The following is an 18,883-nucleotide window of genomic DNA, read 5'->3' as shown; positions in this document are numbered from 1 at the left end:
TAAATATATATTATTGCAAATATACGCTTTTCAATACATAAACGGATAATTAAGGGAGCCTTTACCACTAATAATTTCGCTCTGTATGGCATATTTAAGAGGCTTGAGACCTCTTGAAGATTTTCGTTTATCGGCCTATTTTAAAAGAAAAAAATTGCCGGTGGAAAAGACTATCGGTAGAAGAAAAGGAAGTGAGGAGTGATGTTGGTCCTTGTCAATATGCAGCTACTTCAGTAAGCCCTTTCCGGTGAGATAGGGTATAAGCAGCTCCAACTGAGGGAGAATCGGTTTATTCATACCATTAAAGATAGGTATAACCGGTACCTTCGTACTCGTGTAGTGTAGCTGGTCCTGCTGTTGGGCCATACGACCTGCAACTTGCTGATCTGTGGCATGATCGCGTTGCTTAGTGAGAAGCAGTCGTTCTGCTTTGTCGGCTTCAACGAAAAGCACGGTATCGCAGCTGTCGGCCACAACGCTTTTAAGTAGAATAGCACTCTCCACAGCCACGACCTGAGCAGCACTCTCTGCACGCCATTTGATAAAGTCCTTTAGTACCCTTGGATGAACGAGGGACTCCACCGAGGTCAATTTTTCTTTATTATTAAAAATAATGTCTGCCAATAGAGGGCGGTTTAGCGTACCTTGTGGAGTGGCGTAGAGCGCCTTCCCCAATAGCCCTATTAGATCTGCTCGTAACTCAGCATCCGTGTCGTAAAGAGATTTGGCCGCAGTGTCACAATCATAGACAGGTATCCCGTAGAGCAGTCTTAATAATTGGGAAATAAGGCTCTTGCCACTTCCAATACCCCCTGTAATACCCAGGGTAAAAGGCATATTTCCCATACTATTTGCTCTCTTTTTTCTCTTCTATGATGTATTGAATTTTTTCGGGGGTAAGGTGATAGCGATCTACCTCTTCCGCCTTTTTAATTACCTGTATAGGAAGTAGGGACGAGCTATCGCTCGGGTTTATATCATTCCAATCAACAGCGAGCTCAAACTCCTCTTCACTTATCTTTCCAAAGGATGAGAGCGGGAGTGTGATGGTGAGTTGTGCCCTTCCGGGAAGTGCCCTTAGGTGAACATTTTCCGGTACGTTGAGCAATGTTATGGGTAATTCAAAAGTTTGCTCGGTAAGCTCCTCTATATGCACCTCAACAGCCACCTCATTCTCACTAAGCGTAATCCCATCAATAGGCATTAAATTGATATGCAACTTCTTATTCTTACTGAGATTGTTGAGAGTAAGCGTGTCGGTGTAAACGGCTTTTACGGCATCAACAGTTTTCCGGCTTCCAAAAATAGATATTGAGGCCGGTTCAGTACTGATAGATACTAAACGGAATCCGTTGGCCGGTTGTACCGTAATACGCGGACTGATGAGAACCTCTTTTTCATGCCGTTTGTTGAGTGCCAAGTTAATGGACTGGGGCGAGATGTCGCGTATTCGTGTAGATGAGGAGAGTTGCTCTTGTACGAGTCGCTTCAGCTCGGTTGTGGTTACGGTAAAAGTGCCGCGTTTGATCTGTTTTTTGCTCAGAGTGAGCGGTATGGGACGAGGATGGCTAAAAAGTTGCCTTGAGAGTAGTACCAATCCTTTGTCCTCAATCTCCACGCTGATCTCTCGCGGTAGGTCGGCTTCCGTTACATAGCGTTCATCCCACTGGGAATAATCAAAGGGTATGGTAATAACGGTCTGGTAATTCTTCTGTAAGCTGATTACCAACCACATGAGGGCAGATATCAGCAAACAGAAGATGAATAGGATAATATTGCGAGAAGCGGGTCGCCTCTTTCCCTTTTTGACACCCTTATTTGATGAGGAAGGGTGATGGTTGCTTATATGGCTTGATGGATAGGACATAATACGCTTCTCATTTATTTACAAATGTGTAGCGGTTACTTATTTAGCCGTATTAGCTCCGTCTTCAGCGGTATACACACTTGTTTTCTCGATTTTAATTCTTACGTCTTTAGCTACCTCAACAGAGAAGTAAGTATCACCTACTTCGCGGATAGTGCCATGGATACCACCGGCTGTGACCACCTTGTCGCCGTTTGTCATGGCATTGCGTTTCTTTTGTAGTTCTTTCTGTTTCTTGTTTTGGGGTCTTATCATGAAGAAATAGAAGATCACAATAATGACGAGCATCATAATGATCATACTCCACGAACCACTCATCGCTCCTGCGGGTTTAGCAGCCCCTGCTGCTTGTAGTAGAAATAAATTATACATACCTATACTCTTGCGTTTACTCTTGCGTTTTTGCCGTTATGAGAATTAATTTCCCACAACACTACAAATATAGTAAATAAAAAACCTCACCATATAGACCAACATATTCTCTAGGTCTTATATGGCGAGGTTAGATTTACTTATTCAGTCTTTCCTATCGCTTAGAAGCGGAATGTGACACCAAGGTTAGCGATGGAGAATCCGTAACCAAGCTCTGCATTGACTGCAAAGTTAGGAGTGAAATAGTAACGAGCACCAACGTGTATGCCCCAACCAAATGCAGCACTCACATCAGAACTTTTGTTCTTCTTAATATTTTGATCCCCCAAATCAATAGAAGTTGTACTACCACCGGTTAAGATAGCTCCAAGGAAGAGCCCTGCATAAGTATCCAACTTATTAACAAATTGATAGTGGAATGAAGCACGACCACCTACAAGTCCGCTATGAATCCATGAATGTACAGTTTTATTGCCGTACTTGAGAGCGAAATATCCACCTTCGGCACCTACACCGATACTACCATTATTCCCATTAATCAGATTGTCGGCAACACAGTATTCATAGGAAAGCAAGATAGGGGGTATACCATCGTTGTATACACCTAAACCAACCAATAGGCTTGCTGTCTGATTGCCCTTGTGGAATATTTCCTGGGCGTTTGCTTGACGAATGCCGCAGAAACTCAGTGTTGCGGCAGTGATAATGAATAAAAGAACTTTTTTCATTGTAATTGTTCGTTTTCTAAATTAATTGCTATAGTTCTATTTTTCTCTGTTTCTTATTATTTCTTTTACAAAGGTAACTAAAACCTTGAAATGGTGGCTTAGGTAGGTCTCTTATCAGGCATTTCTAAGCGTGCGTTTGCGTTCCAATTCGTCTAAGATGATTTTGCGCATTCGCATACTATGTGGAGTCACCTCTACATATTCATCCTGCTTGATGTACTCAAGAGCATCCTCCAAACTGAATACAACAGGTGGGGAAAGTACGATCTTTTCATCACTTCCGGCAGCACGCATATTGGTCAATTTCTTGCTCTTGCACACATTGACTACTATATCGTTATCCTTGCTGTGCTCACCTACTACCTGCCCTGCATATACCTCTTCACCCGGGGCTACAAAGAAGCGACCTCTGGAGCGTAAATTGTTGAGTGCATAAGCAAAGACACGGCCGGATTCGGAGGCAATGATGCTGCCATTGGTACGACGCTCTATATCACCGCGCCAAGGCGCATATTCTACGAATCGGTGAGCCATTACAGCTTCTCCCTGTGACGCAGTCAAGATGGCATTGTTCAGCCCAATAATACCTCTTGATGGGATAGAGAATACCAAGAAAGTGCGGTCCTCTTTTGACTCCATGGATACCATCTCTCCACGTCGGCGCGTTACCATGTCGATTATCTTGCTGGCGGTCTCATTGGGTAGGTTGATAGTGAGCTCTTCGATAGGTTCGCACTTAACCCCATCAATTTCCTTTACGATCACTTCGGGTTGACCTATTTGTAGCTCATATCCCTCCCGACGCATCGTCTCAATCAATACCCCCAAGTGCAATACCCCGCGTCCAAATACGGTCCACCCGTCAGAAGTGGGATCTTTCTCTACGCGAAGGGCCAAGTTTTTGTCCAACTCGAGCATTAATCGCTCATGAATATGTCGACTTGTAACGTATTTCCCATCCTGTCCAAAAAATGGAGAATTGTTGATGGTAAAGAACATACTCATCGTAGGCTCATCTACTTTGATGGTAGTGAGTGCTTCGGGATGAGCTGCATCTGCTATGGTATCGCCTATCTCAAAGCCGGAGAGACCAATAAGTGCACAAATATCTCCGGAGGAAACAGATTCTTTACGCATTCTGCCGAGACCTTCGAAGCTATCCAACTCCTTAATACGCTCTTGGGTTGCAACGGTACCGTCTCTTTTGAGAATAACGATGTTGTCCCCTTCGTGCAGGGTGCCTCTGTGTACTCGGCCGACTGCTATACGGCCTACATAGGAGGAGTAGTCTAACGAGGTGATAAGCATTTGAGCCGGCCCTTCTAACACTTCCGGAGCCGGTATCTGATCAATAATAGCCTCTAAGAGCGGTTGAATACTATCGGTGCGAATGGCAGGATCATTACTCATCCAACCCTCTTTGGCACTACCAAAAAGAGTTACAAAATCAAGCTGGTCATCAGTTGCGTTCAGCCCGGCCATAAGATCAAAAACCATATCCTGCACCTCCAATGGGCGTGCATTCTGCTTGTCTACCTTATTAACCACAACGATAGGTTTCAAGCCGAGCATAAGTGCCTTCTGCAGCACAAATCGTGTCTGGGGCATAGGACCCTCAAAGGCATCCACCAAAAGTAGACAGCCATCTGCCATATTGAGCACACGCTCCACCTCTCCACCGAAGTCGGCATGTCCCGGGGTATCGATAATATTTATTTTTATCCCTTTGTATAGGATGCTGACATTTTTAGATACGATGGTGATGCCGCGCTCACGCTCGAGGGCATTGTTATCAAGGAATGTAGTTACCTCTTCAACCTTATCTTCGCGGAAAAGATTCCCTGCCAATAGGAGCTTGTCTACGAGTGTTGTCTTACCATGGTCGACGTGTGCGATGATCGCTATATTGCGTATAGATTGCATAGTTTGCTTAATAAATCACGGCAAAGTTACAAAAAGCAACCGACTGCTGTATGTTTCTCTCTGCCATAATTGTTCGTTATAGCGCATTGATTCTCCTATTTCTTATCAATGGAGAGCCAATGCACATAGGCAAAGTCTTGTCTATTAGGGAGTGCGGGATGCCAAGGCGATATGCGAATAGCTATGGAGAAGCGACCCGGATTGCGTGGCGTCAATTCAAGTTCGTAGGTGCGAATGTTGCCTTCACGAGCAACTTCCCTGAAGGGGTACACCTTTACGAGGCTGAGCTTTCCGGTAAGAGGGGAAATCTCAGAAACGACTAACTCGGTAATCAGATCTGCATTGAATGCACCGCAATTCAGCACTACTTTGGAGAATATGTTTTTGCCGGTAGGTCGTCCGTCGTTGCCTTGTCCGAGTCCTGCTATATCCAGATTTAAGCACTCAATTGTGGACCAGGTGTCGCTTACATGGTGCTTCCACTGCACCAATGTATTAGTCAGTGCCAAATTGTCTTTGACTAATTCCTTTGTGCGGTGGGCGAGTGGCTCGTAATACTTGGCGTAGTATTCATCGATCATTCGTCTCATGGTAAAGTGGGGGCTGATCGTCCTCATGGAGTACTTAATGCTGTTTACCCATTCGGTGGGACACCCTTTCTCGTTGCGCATGTAGTACATCGGTACGATCTCCTTTTCAAGAAGCTCATAGAGTACTGCAGCATCCAATTTATCACGCACTTCCGGACCATATTCGAGAGAGCTGAAGTAGGGATGCTCGTTAATAGCCCATCCTCCGCCCTTTCGGTATCCTTCAGCCCACCAACCATCTAATATAGAGGCATTCAGACACCCATTCATTTGTGCCTTCATACCACTCGTGCCACTGGCTTCCATAGGGCGAACCGGTGTATTGAGCCACACGTCCACTCCGGGTATAAGTATTTTGGCAAGAGTGAGGTCATAATCTTGGAGGAAGATGATTTTCCCCAGAAATTCGGGTCTTTTACTGATTTCCACTATGTGCTGTATCAGTCCCTGTCCGGCTCCATCAGCAGGGTGGGCTTTACCTGCAAAAATGAAGTGTACCGGCCTGAGTGGATTGTTCATAATTGAGGCCAATCGCTCTAAATCTGTAAAGAGTAAGTGCGCTCGTTTGTATGTAGCGAAACGACGTGCAAAGCCGATGTACATAGCATTAGGACTGAACTGGTCCAGAGCCTTCATCGAAAAGGAGGGATCGGTCCCATTAAATAGTTGTGTGGCAGTCGGGTTATTCTCTATGTAGTCGTACAGGCGTTGCTTTAGTTGCATGCGAAGAGTCCATATTTCATCATTGGGCACAGTCTCAAGCTTTCCCCAACAGGTCTCTTCGCTTTGGTGCTTCAAGAAGTCTTTACCCAAATGCTCTTCAAAGAATTGATACCACTCCTCCGTAGCCCAGGTGGGAAGGTGTACCCCATTCGTAACGTGTCCCACATGTAGCTCTTCAGGGAAAAAGCCTTTCCACATAGGAGCAAACATTTCCCTGCTTACCTCGCCGTGCAGGCGGCTTACTCCATTTGCCCCTATGCAAGTGTTGAGTGCTAAGTGGCTCATAGAGAACTTACCTGCTTCGCCCGAAGTCTCTTTGCCTAAATCTAAAAAATCAGTCCACTCAATCCCCATGCGTCGTGCATAGTCGTGCATATAGCGACTGAGGAGTTCTTCATCGAAGTAGTCGTGTCCTGCAGGTACCGGTGTATGCACCGTATACAAGGATGAGGACCTGACAATCTCAAGGGCTTGATCAAAGGAAAGCCCTCCCTCTACCATGTGTGCCAATCGCTCTATGTTGATGAAGGCTGCGTGTCCCTCGTTCATGTGGTACACATCGCTCTCTATGTGGAGGGCACGCAGTAGCTTGATCCCTCCAATGCCAAGCAGTATCTCCTGGCGTAGGCGATTTTCCCAGTCTCCCCCATAAAGTTGCGCTGTAATACTTCGGTCCCATTCCCCGTTGAGGTCTATGTCCGTATCCAGCAGATAGAGAGAGATTCTCCCTACAGCTACTTTCCATACGTGTGCATATACGGTGTTTTGTCCCATAAGCACAGGAATAACAAGCGGCTCACCGCCTTCAGCCGACACCTTAACAAGGGGTAAGTTGTAGAAATTCTCTTTTTGGTTAGAGGCTATCTGTCGGCCATTCTCATCTATTGTTTGAGAAAAATATCCCTGCCTGTAAAGTAACCCCACGGCTACCATCGGTACATTGCTATCGGAAGCCTCTTTTAGGTAATCGCCTGCTAATACCCCTAATCCGCCTGAGTAAATGTGTAGTATGTTGGAGAGTCCGTATTCCATGCTGAAGTAAGCTACGGAGGGACGAGAGGTATCGACAGGCTCATTCAAGTAGTCCATAAGAGACTCATGTGCTTGCTCAATACGATCAATCAGTATTTTATCCTCCATTACGGCATCAATGCGTTCGCGAGAAAGCTTTCTTAGAAAGAGAACGGGATTGTGTGCCACATCATCCCATAAGTCAGCATCAATGCGCTCAAAGAGGCTGCTAACATTCGGTTGCCATTCAAAGCGTAAATTGTAGGCTATGTGCTCCAACTTACGGAGCTCCTCAGGTAAATCGCTATACGTGGTAACATGATACCAAGTAGGTGTATTGCTTTCTTTTCTTGCGATCATTGCGGTCTTGGGTGTATATATATTGTTCCTTTCTCTTCTCACAAAGTTAGTAAAGAAAGAGAAAAATGAGGTTGCCGCTTTGTTACAGGGGTATGCTTTAAAGGTTAAGATGCGCTGCTTCACAAAAGCCTCATTTGCAGAAGGAAATCTCTTTGAAAAGGCAATGTTACCTTTGGGGCGATAAAAGATCTATACTTTTCAAACCAAACATCAATACCTTTTGATCAAAAGATACAGATGTTTCAATAAAAAGATCAGAACATTTTTCCCCACACGAAGAATAGGCTTTTGGGGTGGGAGAATAGCTGCTAAATAATTGATGTATAGAAAGAATGATTTGCCTTATAGAGGCTGTCTATTGATTATATCTAAGGATAATCGTTATCTTTGTTACAAAAGAAAAGGAAATAAATATAAGAAGTAAAACATTAACTATTAAAGAGAGAATATGACACACAAGTTGATTGAGTTACCCTATGGAGCAGATGCCCTGGCACCTGTAATTAGTGCAGAAACAATAGCCTATCACCACGGAAAGCACCTCAAGGGGTATGTAGATACCTTGAATAAGTTGATTGCCGGAACCGAGTTTGAAAATATGACGCTTGGTGAAATCGTGAAAAAGGCAGAAGGAAAGATGTACAACCAAGCCGGTCAGGTACTGAACCATAACCTCTATTTCTTGCAGTTTTGTGGTAAGAATGGTGGAGGTAAGCCTTCAGGTAAGTTAGCTGCCGCTATAGATAAAAAATGGGGTAGTTTTGAAAAGTTCCAAGAAGCATTCAACAATGCTTGCACCGGACTCTTTGGAAGTGGTTGGGCTTGGCTTGCAGCAGACGAAAAAGGTGAGCTTAGTATAGAGTCTTGCCCCAATGCAGGTAGTCCCTATCGTGCCGGTTTGAATCCCCTGATGTGCTGCGATGTGTGGGAGCATGCTTATTATTTGAGCTATCAGAATAGACGTGCTGATCACGTAAAGGATTTCTGGAGCATTATTCTTTGGAGCGAAATTGAAAAGCGTTACGAAGAGTGTCCTAAATATTGATCCGGTGATCAATTAGGTTAACTATAGAAAATCCGATAAAGGGAGGGGATCTTGCGTGTTCCCCTCCTTTTTCGTTTATGGAATATACTCCCTTTATGTGAGGAGCCATCATAAAGATCACTCAGAGGTATTAGCTTCCTGAGTGAGACGCTTGTGTATGAGATATTGTGTGCTATTTGCCGCTATATTCCTATCTTTGTGGGGGATAGAGACACTAAACAACGTAAAAAAGATATTTATGAGAAGGTTGAATTTATTGTTACTGATTGTAGCTGTTGGCCTATTTCTTCCGAGCTGTGCCGCTCGAAAGAACGCAAAAAAAGCGACAAAACCACTTACAAAGTATGAGCAAACTGTCAAAGGGACCACGAAGCAGAGTGGGTTCATGGATGTACATTTGACGGGTAAGCAAAAACTTTATTTCGCCATCCCCGACAGCCTACTTGGTAGAGACCTTCTGTTGATTAGTCGTGTGGCGGCTACAAGCAATACGAAAGAATGGGTTGCCTCACAGGTGAATAGCAATATTTTGATTCGCTTTCGTAAGGATACACTAAATGTGTATATGGAGTGTCCGCAAACTTCTGCTGTGGTACCTAATGGGGAGTCCATAACCGGTGCCTTCCACGACAATGCCTTACCGTCGATTATAAAGGCCTTCCCGATTATAGATCGAATGAAAGGTAATTACCTGATCGATGTAACCGATTTCTTCACAACGGATGAAAAGAGTATTTCTCCGCTAATAACTGTGCCGGAAGGAGTAAGAAATAACAATATAAAGGGATCTCTCAATAAAAGTGCTTCGGTAATTGTAGATGCCAAAGCCTATCCGCTTAATGCTGAGATAACGAGTGTATTGAATTATGTCACACCTCCCCATGGTAATACTTATACGCTTAAAATGCAGCGCTCTATACTGCTATTGCCTAAAGAACCCATGAAGGCACGCTTGCAAGATAATAGAATTGGATATTTTTTCTCCGGAAAGAAACTCTATTCTACTATGCGCGACAAGGTGGAGTATTACAATATTATTCACCGCTGGCGACTGGAGCCCAAAGATCCTGAGGCCTATTTTCGTGGAGAGCTGACAGAGCCGGTACAGCCTATTGTCTTCTATGTGGATAGTGCATTCCCGGAGAAGTGGCGTCCAACGATTAAACAAGCTGTGGAGGATTGGAATATAGCATTTGAGCAGGCCGGGTTTAAGAATGCTATTCAAGCACGTGATTATCCTACAGATGATCCTAATTTTGATCCTAACGATGTACGATACAATGTCATTCGCTATGTGACTACTTCCATTGAGAATGCCATGGGCCCCAGTTATGTAGACCCTCGTAGCGGAGAGATTATTTCTGCGCAGGTTATTTGGTATCACAATGTACTAAGTTTGGTTCACGACTGGCGTTTCGTGCAGACAGGGGCTGTGGATAAGCGAACGCATACCAATGTATTTCCTGATGAGGTGATGAAGGAAAGTTTACGTTATGTGGCTGCACACGAAATAGGGCACACGTTGGGGCTTATGCACAATATGGGTGCAAGCTACGCATTTACCATTGATCAGCTGCGTGATCCTGAGTTTACACAGAAGTATGGTACTACTCCGAGTATAATGGACTATGCACGTAACAATTACGTGGCACAGCCGGGCGATTTGGAGCGTGGCGTGCGCTTGGTGCCCCCCATTATTGGTGTGTATGATATAGCAGCTATTGATTGGGGCTATAGAATATATCCCGGAAACCTATCCATACGTAAGGAAAAAAAGCTCTTAGATGCCAAGATAGAGGAACTTTACAAGGATGAAAAGTGCCATTTCGGTGCACAGCAGTTCCCCTTTACAGTTGATCCGACAGATCAAACAGAGGACCTTTCTAATGATCACTTCACAGCAAGTGATATGAGTATCAGTAACCTGAAGATCATTGTACGTAATTTGGATAAGTGGCTATTGAAAAAAGGCGAATCATACGATGATCTGTCCGACACCCATAAGCAAATTATGTATCAATACATTCGTCACGTGGGACACATTACTGCCTATATAGGAGGAATAAAGTTTACGGAAGCTCGCCAGGGTGATGGACAGCTCTCATACGAATATATACCAAAGGTAGACCAGCAGAAGGCTGTCAGATGGTTGAGTGCACAAGCCCACTCCGTAGCAGATTGGCTCTGCCCAAAACCCCTTATGCAACGTATATCAAACGGTGTGGCAAGTAGGGGTGACCAAATAACCTCCTATGTGGTAAATTCACTTTTCCGTACGCCCAACATTAAACGAGTACATGACTTTGAAAACAGTGGAGAGCAAAATGCCTATACATTGGATGCCTATACGCGCGATGTAGTGGACGGACTCTTTACAGGCTCTAAAAAGGGCTCGAAGCTGACTCCGCGTGAGAAGATGATTGAGAAGCTTGCTATCGATAGAATGCTTCTCTCTTCAGGTCTTGAAAAAGAGCAAAAGGGAAATGCATTCGCAGTAGTGGAAGAGCAATGGAGCAGAATCGCAACAGAGCCGGCTCTGCCCTGTAGTCTGACCAAACGAGAACAAAAGGAGATGGAAACAAGCACATTCCGCTATACAGGAAACTATGGGGCTATAGATAAGAGTGTAGTAGCTCCCTACTGGATGATGCGTTTGGAAGAAATTGAGAAGCGTTATACGGCTTTGGCACGCAGTGCAAAGCCTGAAGATGCCGCTTTCTTCCGTTATCATGCAAAGCGGATACATGAAGCACTTTCCATGCGAGATAATAAGTAAATAGAGTAGCGTAGAGCAACGAGAAGGAATGCAAGAGTGTGCGTGTAGTGTGCAAATAACAGGCCCACTGCACTTGCGCATGTCCTGCGTATTTGTTTCTCTATAATTTTGCTACCTTTGCAAGAGTAATAAAATGATATTGAGCGAATAAACTTAAGATGCAAAACAAAGGATTTGTGCTGTTTATATCGGTGGCATTAGCACTTATATGTGCTTATTACCTATCGTTTACCCCGGTAGTAAACCACTATGATCGTAAGGCCGAAGAAATGATTGCCCAAGGTTTGGACGGTAAGGCCTATTTGGATTCTATGGCTAATGAGAAGGTCTGGTTCGGACAGACCTTGAAAAAGGCAAGAACGCAGCAAGTGGGCTTGGGACTTGACCTGAAGGGGGGAATGAATGTGGTGTTGAGAATCAATGCAAAGGACCTTTTGTTGAATTTGTCCGGTAGCAATGATGATCCTCTCTTCCTTAAGGCTTTGGATAATGCTGAATCCTCTACCAAGAGTGGGGACTACATTGATAAGTTTGTCGATGAGTATCATAAGCTGAATCCCAATGGGCAGTTGGCTGCACTTTTCGTAGGTGGTGACCTTCGTGAGCAAATCTCAGCGCGTAGTGCTGATGAAGAGGTTATTAAGGTACTTAAAGAAAAGTTTGTAAGTGCCTCTGAAGCATCGGTGAATGTACTTCGTACTCGTATCGACCGCTTCGGAGTTGTTGCTCCCAATATTCAGCGAATTGAAGGCGAAGGCCGTATTATGGTAGAGCTTCCGGGTGTAACTGAGCCGGAACGAGTACGCAATCTTCTTCAAAGAAGTGCTAATCTGCAGTTTCGCAGAGTTTATCTCTATAATGAGGTAGAGCAGGATCTGATTACCGCCAACGAACGATTATCTGCACTGGCTTCAGGCGAAAAAGTAACGGAGCCGGCAGCAGAAGTGGCAGCGCAACCTGAAGCGACGGAAGTAACCGAACCTAAAACGGAAGAAGTAGATACGCCTACAGAGGCTCCTGAAACCGCAGCAACCGAGGAGCCGAAGCAAACGACTCCGGCAACTGACAAAGCTGCAAAGGATAACGTTCTCTTCAGCCTCTTGCAGCCGACCAATAGAGGCGCAGTTGTGGGCGTTGCGCGTGCTTCCGATATGAACCGTATCGATAGCTTGCTCGAAATAGCTCATGGGCGTGGCTTTATACGTGAAGACTTAATGCTTCTTTGGAGCAATAATCCGATAGTAGACCCTCAAACAAAAAAAGAAACAAACTATTACGAATTGTATGCTATCAGAGGTATACGTAATAGTAAGCCAGACTTGGGTGGAGAAGTGGTAACGAGTGCCAAGAGTGATATTCAACAAGGACAGTTTGCTAATAGAGGTCCTGTGGTTACCATGTCTATGAATGATGAAGGTGCTCGCCGCTGGGCTCGACTCACCAAAGAAAACATCGGTCGTCCTTTGGCCATTATCTTGGATAATGTGGTTTACTCTGCTCCTAACGTAAATGGTGAAATCCCTGGAGGAAACAGTGAAATCACCGGTAACTTTACGGTAGATCAAACTGTTGACTTGGCCAATGTGCTAAACTCCGGTAAGATGGAGGCTTCTGTAATTATTGAACAAGAAAGCGTAGTCGGGCCTACTTTAGGACAGGAATCAATCCGCGCCGGCATCATATCATTCTTTATTGCACTGATCCTTTTGATGATCTACATGATCATGATGTATGGATGGATCCCCGGTCTCTTGGCTGATGGTGCACTTATCGTTAACAGCTTCTTTACACTTGGTGTACTGGCTTCATTCCACTCAGTGCTTACCTTATCGGGTATTGCCGGATTGGTATTGACTCTGGGTATGGCAGTGGATGCTAACGTGCTTATCTTTGAACGTATTAAGGAAGAGCTTAGGGCCGGTAAATCTATATCTCGGTCACTTGCAGATGGGTATAACAATGCCTTCTCTGCTATCTTCGACTCCAACTTAACCACTATCATTACAGGTATAGCCCTCTATGTGTTTGGTACAGGTCCTATTCGCGGATTTGCTACGACGCTGATTATTGGTTTGATCGCTTCATTCATTACAGCAGTCTTCCTAACTCGTATTGTGGCTGAGGCTTTAGATAAGCGCGGTAAACTGAATAAGGTTACATATACTACAGCAGTATCTAAGAATTTCTTAGTTAACCCGAAGTTTAATATTCTTGGCTTCCGCAAGTATGGTCCAATGATTCCTTTGGCATTCATTATCTTAGGTATCATCGGAGCCTTTACAATAGGCTTGAATAGAGGTATTGAATTCTCCGGTGGACGCAACTATGTAGTTGCTTTTGACCAGCCGGTTAGCATCGAAAAGCTTCGTGCTGATTTGAATACTCCTCTTGAAAATAAATTGGTGCTTACCTCTATTGGTACGGATGGTATGCAAGTGCGTATCTCTACGAACTATCTAATCGAGAAGGGAAGTGATCCTACAGTAGAGGAAACGCTGAATGATATTTTATATGAGTCACTGAAGGGTAACTATCAGCAGACTCCGGACAAGGATACTTTCCTTACAGACTATATAGTCAGCTCTCAGAAGGTAAGTGCAAGCATGTCGCGTGATATTAGTAATAAGGCTATATTGGCGGTTGTTCTTTCTCTGCTCTTTATGGCTTTGTACATCCTATTACGCTTCCGCCATTTGAATTACTCGATAGGAGTTTTCGTATCGGTGGCTATAACCACTCTCTCCATCATTGCTACGTATGTACTTCTTTGGAAGATTATGCCTTTCACAATGGAGGTGGATCAAAACTTCATAGCTGCTCTATTGGCCATTATCGGATACTCCATAAACGATACAGTGGTTGTCTTTGACCGAGTAAGAGAAACCTTTAAGCTTTACCCGAATAGGGATAAGTACACTGTGATGAACGATGCTCTTAATAGTACACTAGCACGTACCTTTAACACATCAATCACTACTTTCTTGGTAATGTTTGTGATCTTCATCTTTGGTGGGGCTTCTATGCGTAGCTTTACATTTGCTATCCTTTTAGGGGTTGTTTATGGTACTTACTCAACTTTGTTCGTAGCTGCTCCGATTGCCTATGCATTGCAGAAGAAGGGTAATAAAGAAGAGAAGGTATTAGAACCGGCAAAGAAGTAAACGTTTTAAAAGTACAACCAACCTCTTATCATAAAGAGATGAAGGTGTAATAGTCTTATATATTATAAGTTATGAATAATCAGCATTCCTTCGATGAGAAGCGATTTGAAGAGAGTGTAAGAGAGTTCTTTAGTGTACGGCGTGCACCCTTTTGGATATCCATTGGGGTGGGCGCCGCCTCACTTTTGGGCGGTGTACTCTCCTTTCTTGAGTACCGTAAACGTAATATCAAGCAGAGGGTTTTCTCTTTTGATCGTCAAATAAGAAGCTTGCAAATAGGGAGCGGAATTGATCTGTCGCTCTCTTTTGGTACTGAGCAACAGTTGATTGTAGAAGCCCCCAGACGTGATCTGGATGGAGTGATCTGTCAGTTGCGTGGCTCTCGTTTAAGCATTCGCTTATTGCCCTATTTAATGGAGCGGGCGGCTAAGCGTAAAGTGAGTGTCAAATTGCAGGTAGAGGCTCTTTCCTCTATTACAATGGGAACCGGTTCTGTAATATGTGCTGATGGAGTGAATAAAGTTAAGGAGTTCTCACTGGAGCAGATGGGGACCGGAAGCCGCACTTTGGGACTTACTGTGGAAGCGCTTCGCACTAAGGTACTGCTTACCGGCAACTTCTATACTGATTTAGCTTTGCAAGGCGGTGCTCTTTGCCTTTCTATGTTAGGTGAGGGAACGGCTGATCTGACACTCCGCAAGGTGGAATCCGTAGAATGTAATATGGGAGGTAAGTGTATGGTCAATATGGAAGGAACTGCACAGTATCTTGCTCATAGAGCATTGGGGCATACGAAAATGCAGGCTTATGCGCTTAAGTTGGCGAAGTGTAAGATGAATCTATCGGAGTGTGCTCATGCAGAGGTCGCTTGCGAAGAGGTAGAGACTTCAAATGTGGGAGACGAAGCAAAACTTTTTTTGATGGGGAAGGTAAGCGGTAAGCAGAACATTGATCTGAAAGATAACGCCGAATTAGTATTCTCTGAGCGAATGCTTTAAGAATATCAGGTATATTAGGTTATTTCGTATATTTGTAGAGTAAAATGATCTTTTGGGGGGTATGACTTAGTATGAAGCATTTAGTTGAGTCGTAGATAAGCGCTTAGCAGTTGTCTTGAACATATATCAAATTATTAAATCGGTTACATTGTATGTGTGGTATAGTTGGTTACATGGGAAGTAAAAATGCATATCCTATTTTAATTAAGGGTTTGCAACGTTTAGAGTACCGCGGCTATGATAGTGCGGGCGTAGCACTTCTCAATGCAAATAACGAGTTGCGCGTATATAAGCAGGTAGGTAAGGTGGCAGCCTTAGATGCTTTAGCTAGAGAACAAGATATAACCGGTTCTTTGGGTATTGCTCATACTCGTTGGGCAACTCATGGAGAGCCATCTACGGTAAATGCTCATCCTATTTATTCTCAGTCCAAGCATATTGTGATTGTTCACAATGGAATAATAGAAAACTATCGCGAAATTAAATCAAAATTCATTGAATTGGGGTATGAATTTCAGAGTGATACCGACACAGAAGTAATAGTCCAACTTATTGAGCATAGAAAGCAAGAGTTGCAGTCCGGTCTATTTGCTGCGGTAAAGAGTGCTTTGTCAAGTTTGATAGGTGCTTATGCTATAGCTGTCGTTGATAAGGATGAGCCTGATGCAATGGTGGTAGCTCGTAATAGTAGTCCTTTGGTAATAGGGGTAGAAAACAACTACTCTGAATTTTATATAGGTAGTGATAGTACACCATTTCTTGAGTATACACGTCAGGTTATTTATCTCCGTGATGGAGAGATCGCTTCTCTCAAATTAGGGCATGCACCGGAGATTTATTCACTTAAGAATGAACCGGTCAATTGCAATCTTAGCTATGTTGACATAGAGATTGGTGCCATTGAGAAGAATGGCTTTGAGCATTTTATGCTCAAAGAAATCTTTGATCAACCGCGTTGCTTAGGCGATTGCTTATCCGGTCGTATTAGTGAACGCGATATGCGTATCAAGCTCTCCTCGTTTGTAGATCACGGAAAGCAGATAGCCTCTGCAGAGCGAATTGTAATGGTAGCTTGTGGTACTTCATGGCATGCCGCTCTCATAGGCAAGCAGCTGATTGAAAGTTTGGCACGTGTGCCTGTTGTCGTTGAGTATGCGTCGGAATTTCGTTACCGTAATGCGGTGATCTTGCCACATGATGTGGTAATTGCTATATCTCAGTCCGGGGAGACAGCGGATACGTTAGCAGCCGTCAAGCTGGCTAAAGAGCGAGGGGCTTTTATATATGCCATTTGTAATGTGATTGGATCTTCCATATCAAGAGAAGCCCATACAGGTACTTATACGCACGTAGGACCGGAGATAGGAGTGGCTTCCACTAAGGCTTTTACCGGACAGGTTACCGTGTTGACCATGTTTGCGCTCTCATTAGCTGAAAATAATGACACAATCACCACTGAAAAGTATGAAGAATTGGTGCGTGGCTTACTTGATCTGCCGCATCATATAGAGCGTATCTTAGAGCAGTCAGAAGAGGTCAAAGAAATAGCTCATGTCTTTGCAGATGTAAAGAATTTTATCTACTTGGGGCGGGGGTATAATTATCCGATAGCACTTGAAGGCGCCCTTAAATTAAAGGAGATAAGTTATATCCATGCTGAGGGTTATCCTGCCGCAGAGATGAAGCATGGTCCTATTGCGTTGGTGGATGAGCATATGCCCATTGTAATGATTGCTCCTCAAGATGACGTGTATGATAAGATTATAAGCAATATACAAGAGCTCAAAGCTCGTAAGGGTCGTATTATAGGCATTATCAGTGAAGGAGATGTGGACATTCAGGAGCTTACGGACTATGCGATACAAATTCCGAGAGTGGCTCCTGAGTTAGAGGCTATCCTCTCCATCATCCCTTTGCAACTGCTTTCGTACTACATAGCAGTTTGCAATGGTAAAGATGTAGATCAGCCAAGAAATTTGGCTAAAAGTGTAACAGTAGAATAAGCTAAATAATTATTATGGAAGAAAATTTTGATAATAGACGCCAGCAGGCTACACCACCGCCTCTTTATGGTGTGGGTGATACATACACTTCAAATAACATAGGACAGCGCAATTATGTGGCTATGCCCACGAGTGCCATCTTTAATAGGGTCTTCTTGTGGATGTTCGGTGCCTTGTTAGTAACCGCTCTTACTGCGTTACTGGTCGTGCATACCCCCCTTTACTTTGCAATACAAGGTGCGGGTATGTGGGTGTGCATCATTGCTGAGTTGGTGTTGGTTTTTGTTTTGTCGGCACGAATTCATAAAATGAGTTTTACTACGGCAACCATAATGATGGTTGTCTATTCGATACTAAATGGGGTGACCCTTAGCGTGATCTTTGCTGTCTATACCATGACATCAATCGCTACTACATTTTTTGTAACGGCAGGCATGTTTGGCGTAATGGCTTTTGTCGGGTTCTCTGTAAAGCGTGATTTACTTCCTCTTTATAGATATCTGATGATGGGACTCATAGGACTCATCCTGGCTAGTGTTATCTACTTGATCGTAGGTGGTGCTATTCTTAATTTGATTATTTCTCTCATTGGGGTAGTGCTCTTTGTGGTGCTTACTGCTGTAGATACGAATAGAATTAAGAACGATTTGGAGAATTACAATGGCGTACTTGATAATGAATCTGTTCAGAAGATTGCACTTATGGGTGCTTTATCTCTTTACCTTGACTTTATCAATCTCTTCCTGTATCTTCTTCGTTTTATTGGTCGAGCTAGTGACTAAGCCTATCTTATATGGAATTTTTACAATAATATGACCTAGTTGTCAGGTTGAATTGCAGCGAATAGGGGGGAAGTTGTGATAAGCAGCTTTCCCCCTTTCTCTATTCTCAAAGTTCCTCAACTATATACTTCCTTTTTCATTGTAGTAGTAGAACGTATGACCGCAGAAAGTACAGATTCCGGGTGAAAAAATATCACTACCTTTCATTTGAAAGATACCGATCTTTTACTCAAAAGGTATAGATATTTCAATTGAATCATCTATACCTTTTTTTGCCACGGTTGCGAGATTCATATAAGTGATATTATAGATTTGACAAACATCACAAGTAATGGGTATACTTAGTTATAGCTCATATAATTTGATATTAAACAAAAATACGTACCTTTGCAACAAGAGAAGGGATGGAAGGATTGTTGAAGTCTCCTTGGCTCCCCTCTGTGTGGACGGATTTGTGAAGCTTGCAACCACAGAAAAAACTGCTAAAACTCACGCCCTACTGATGGTTTGGATAGTAAATCATTTGGTTTGGATGCGTATCAAC

Annotated in this window: 12 protein-coding genes; 6 read left to right on the top strand and 6 right to left on the bottom strand. The window is 43.7% G+C overall.

Translation table 11 applies throughout. The annotated features are described in order from the left end of the window. Positions 1-225 precede the first annotated feature (225 nt). The 6 genes from coaE to glgP all read right to left on the bottom strand — a co-directional run bounded on the left by coaE (position 226) and on the right by glgP (position 7,574). Positions 226-846 (bottom strand): dephospho-CoA kinase, encoded by a 621-nt coding sequence (gene coaE / locus ACLWMH_RS05850; protein ID WP_411915771.1) that lies wholly within the window; start codon positions 844-846, stop codon positions 226-228. 1 nt (position 847) lies between these two features. Further along, positions 848-1,867 carry a CdaR family protein gene (locus ACLWMH_RS05845; protein WP_411915770.1) on the bottom strand — a complete coding sequence of 340 codons (1,020 nt, stop codon included), beginning with the start codon at positions 1,865-1,867 and terminating at the stop codon, positions 848-850. A gap of 39 nt (positions 1,868-1,906) precedes the next feature. Further along, entirely contained in the window at positions 1,907-2,239 is a 333-nt protein-coding gene (gene yajC / locus ACLWMH_RS05840) for a preprotein translocase subunit YajC (protein WP_411915769.1), read from the bottom strand. A gap of 161 nt (positions 2,240-2,400) precedes the next feature. Further along, the gene (locus tag ACLWMH_RS05835) at positions 2,401-2,967 is read right to left on the bottom strand and encodes an outer membrane protein (RefSeq protein ID WP_411915768.1); all 567 of its coding nucleotides are present in this window, start codon (positions 2,965-2,967) and stop codon (positions 2,401-2,403) included. A gap of 114 nt (positions 2,968-3,081) precedes the next feature. After that, on the bottom strand, positions 3,082-4,890 hold the full coding sequence (gene typA / locus ACLWMH_RS05830) for a translational GTPase TypA (RefSeq protein ID WP_411915767.1): 1,809 nt from the start codon (positions 4,888-4,890) through the stop codon (positions 3,082-3,084). 95 nt (positions 4,891-4,985) lie between these two features. Continuing rightward, on the bottom strand, positions 4,986-7,574 hold the full coding sequence (gene glgP / locus ACLWMH_RS05825) for an alpha-glucan family phosphorylase (RefSeq protein ID WP_411915766.1): 2,589 nt from the start codon (positions 7,572-7,574) through the stop codon (positions 4,986-4,988). Between the two features lie 448 nt (positions 7,575-8,022). Here glgP and ACLWMH_RS05820 point away from each other — a divergent pair, with 448 nt between their 5' ends. The 6 genes from ACLWMH_RS05820 to ACLWMH_RS05795 all read left to right on the top strand — a co-directional run bounded on the left by ACLWMH_RS05820 (position 8,023) and on the right by ACLWMH_RS05795 (position 18,339). Continuing rightward, positions 8,023-8,619, top strand: coding sequence for a superoxide dismutase (locus ACLWMH_RS05820; RefSeq protein WP_411915765.1), 597 nt, complete (start codon positions 8,023-8,025; stop codon positions 8,617-8,619). A 238-nt stretch (positions 8,620-8,857) separates the two neighbouring features. After that, a complete protein-coding gene (locus tag ACLWMH_RS05815) occupies positions 8,858-11,395 on the top strand; it encodes a zinc-dependent metalloprotease (RefSeq protein ID WP_411915764.1) in 2,538 nt (845 codons plus the stop codon). Positions 11,396-11,553: 158 nt separating this feature from the next. Beyond that, entirely contained in the window at positions 11,554-14,556 is a 3,003-nt protein-coding gene (gene secDF, locus ACLWMH_RS05810; protein WP_411915763.1) for a protein translocase subunit SecDF, read from the top strand. 71 nt (positions 14,557-14,627) lie between these two features. Further along, positions 14,628-15,554, top strand: a complete 927-nt coding sequence (locus ACLWMH_RS05805; protein WP_411915762.1) for a GIN domain-containing protein — start codon at positions 14,628-14,630, stop codon at positions 15,552-15,554. Positions 15,555-15,706: 152 nt separating this feature from the next. Next, the gene (gene glmS / locus ACLWMH_RS05800; protein ID WP_411915761.1) at positions 15,707-17,557 is read left to right on the top strand and encodes a glutamine--fructose-6-phosphate transaminase (isomerizing); all 1,851 of its coding nucleotides are present in this window, start codon (positions 15,707-15,709) and stop codon (positions 17,555-17,557) included. Positions 17,558-17,571: 14 nt separating this feature from the next. After that, complete coding sequence (locus ACLWMH_RS05795) at positions 17,572-18,339, top strand: Bax inhibitor-1/YccA family protein (RefSeq protein ID WP_411915760.1); 768 nt, start codon at positions 17,572-17,574, stop codon at positions 18,337-18,339. The last annotated feature ends 544 nt before the right edge of the window (positions 18,340-18,883 follow it).

Origin of the sequence: Porphyromonas miyakawae, assembly GCF_045865415.1 — a bacterium.
Classification (GTDB): domain Bacteria; phylum Bacteroidota; class Bacteroidia; order Bacteroidales; family Porphyromonadaceae; genus Porphyromonas; species Porphyromonas miyakawae.
Note: the sequence above shows the minus strand (reverse complement) of the source record. Positions and strands in the feature narration are given on the sequence as shown.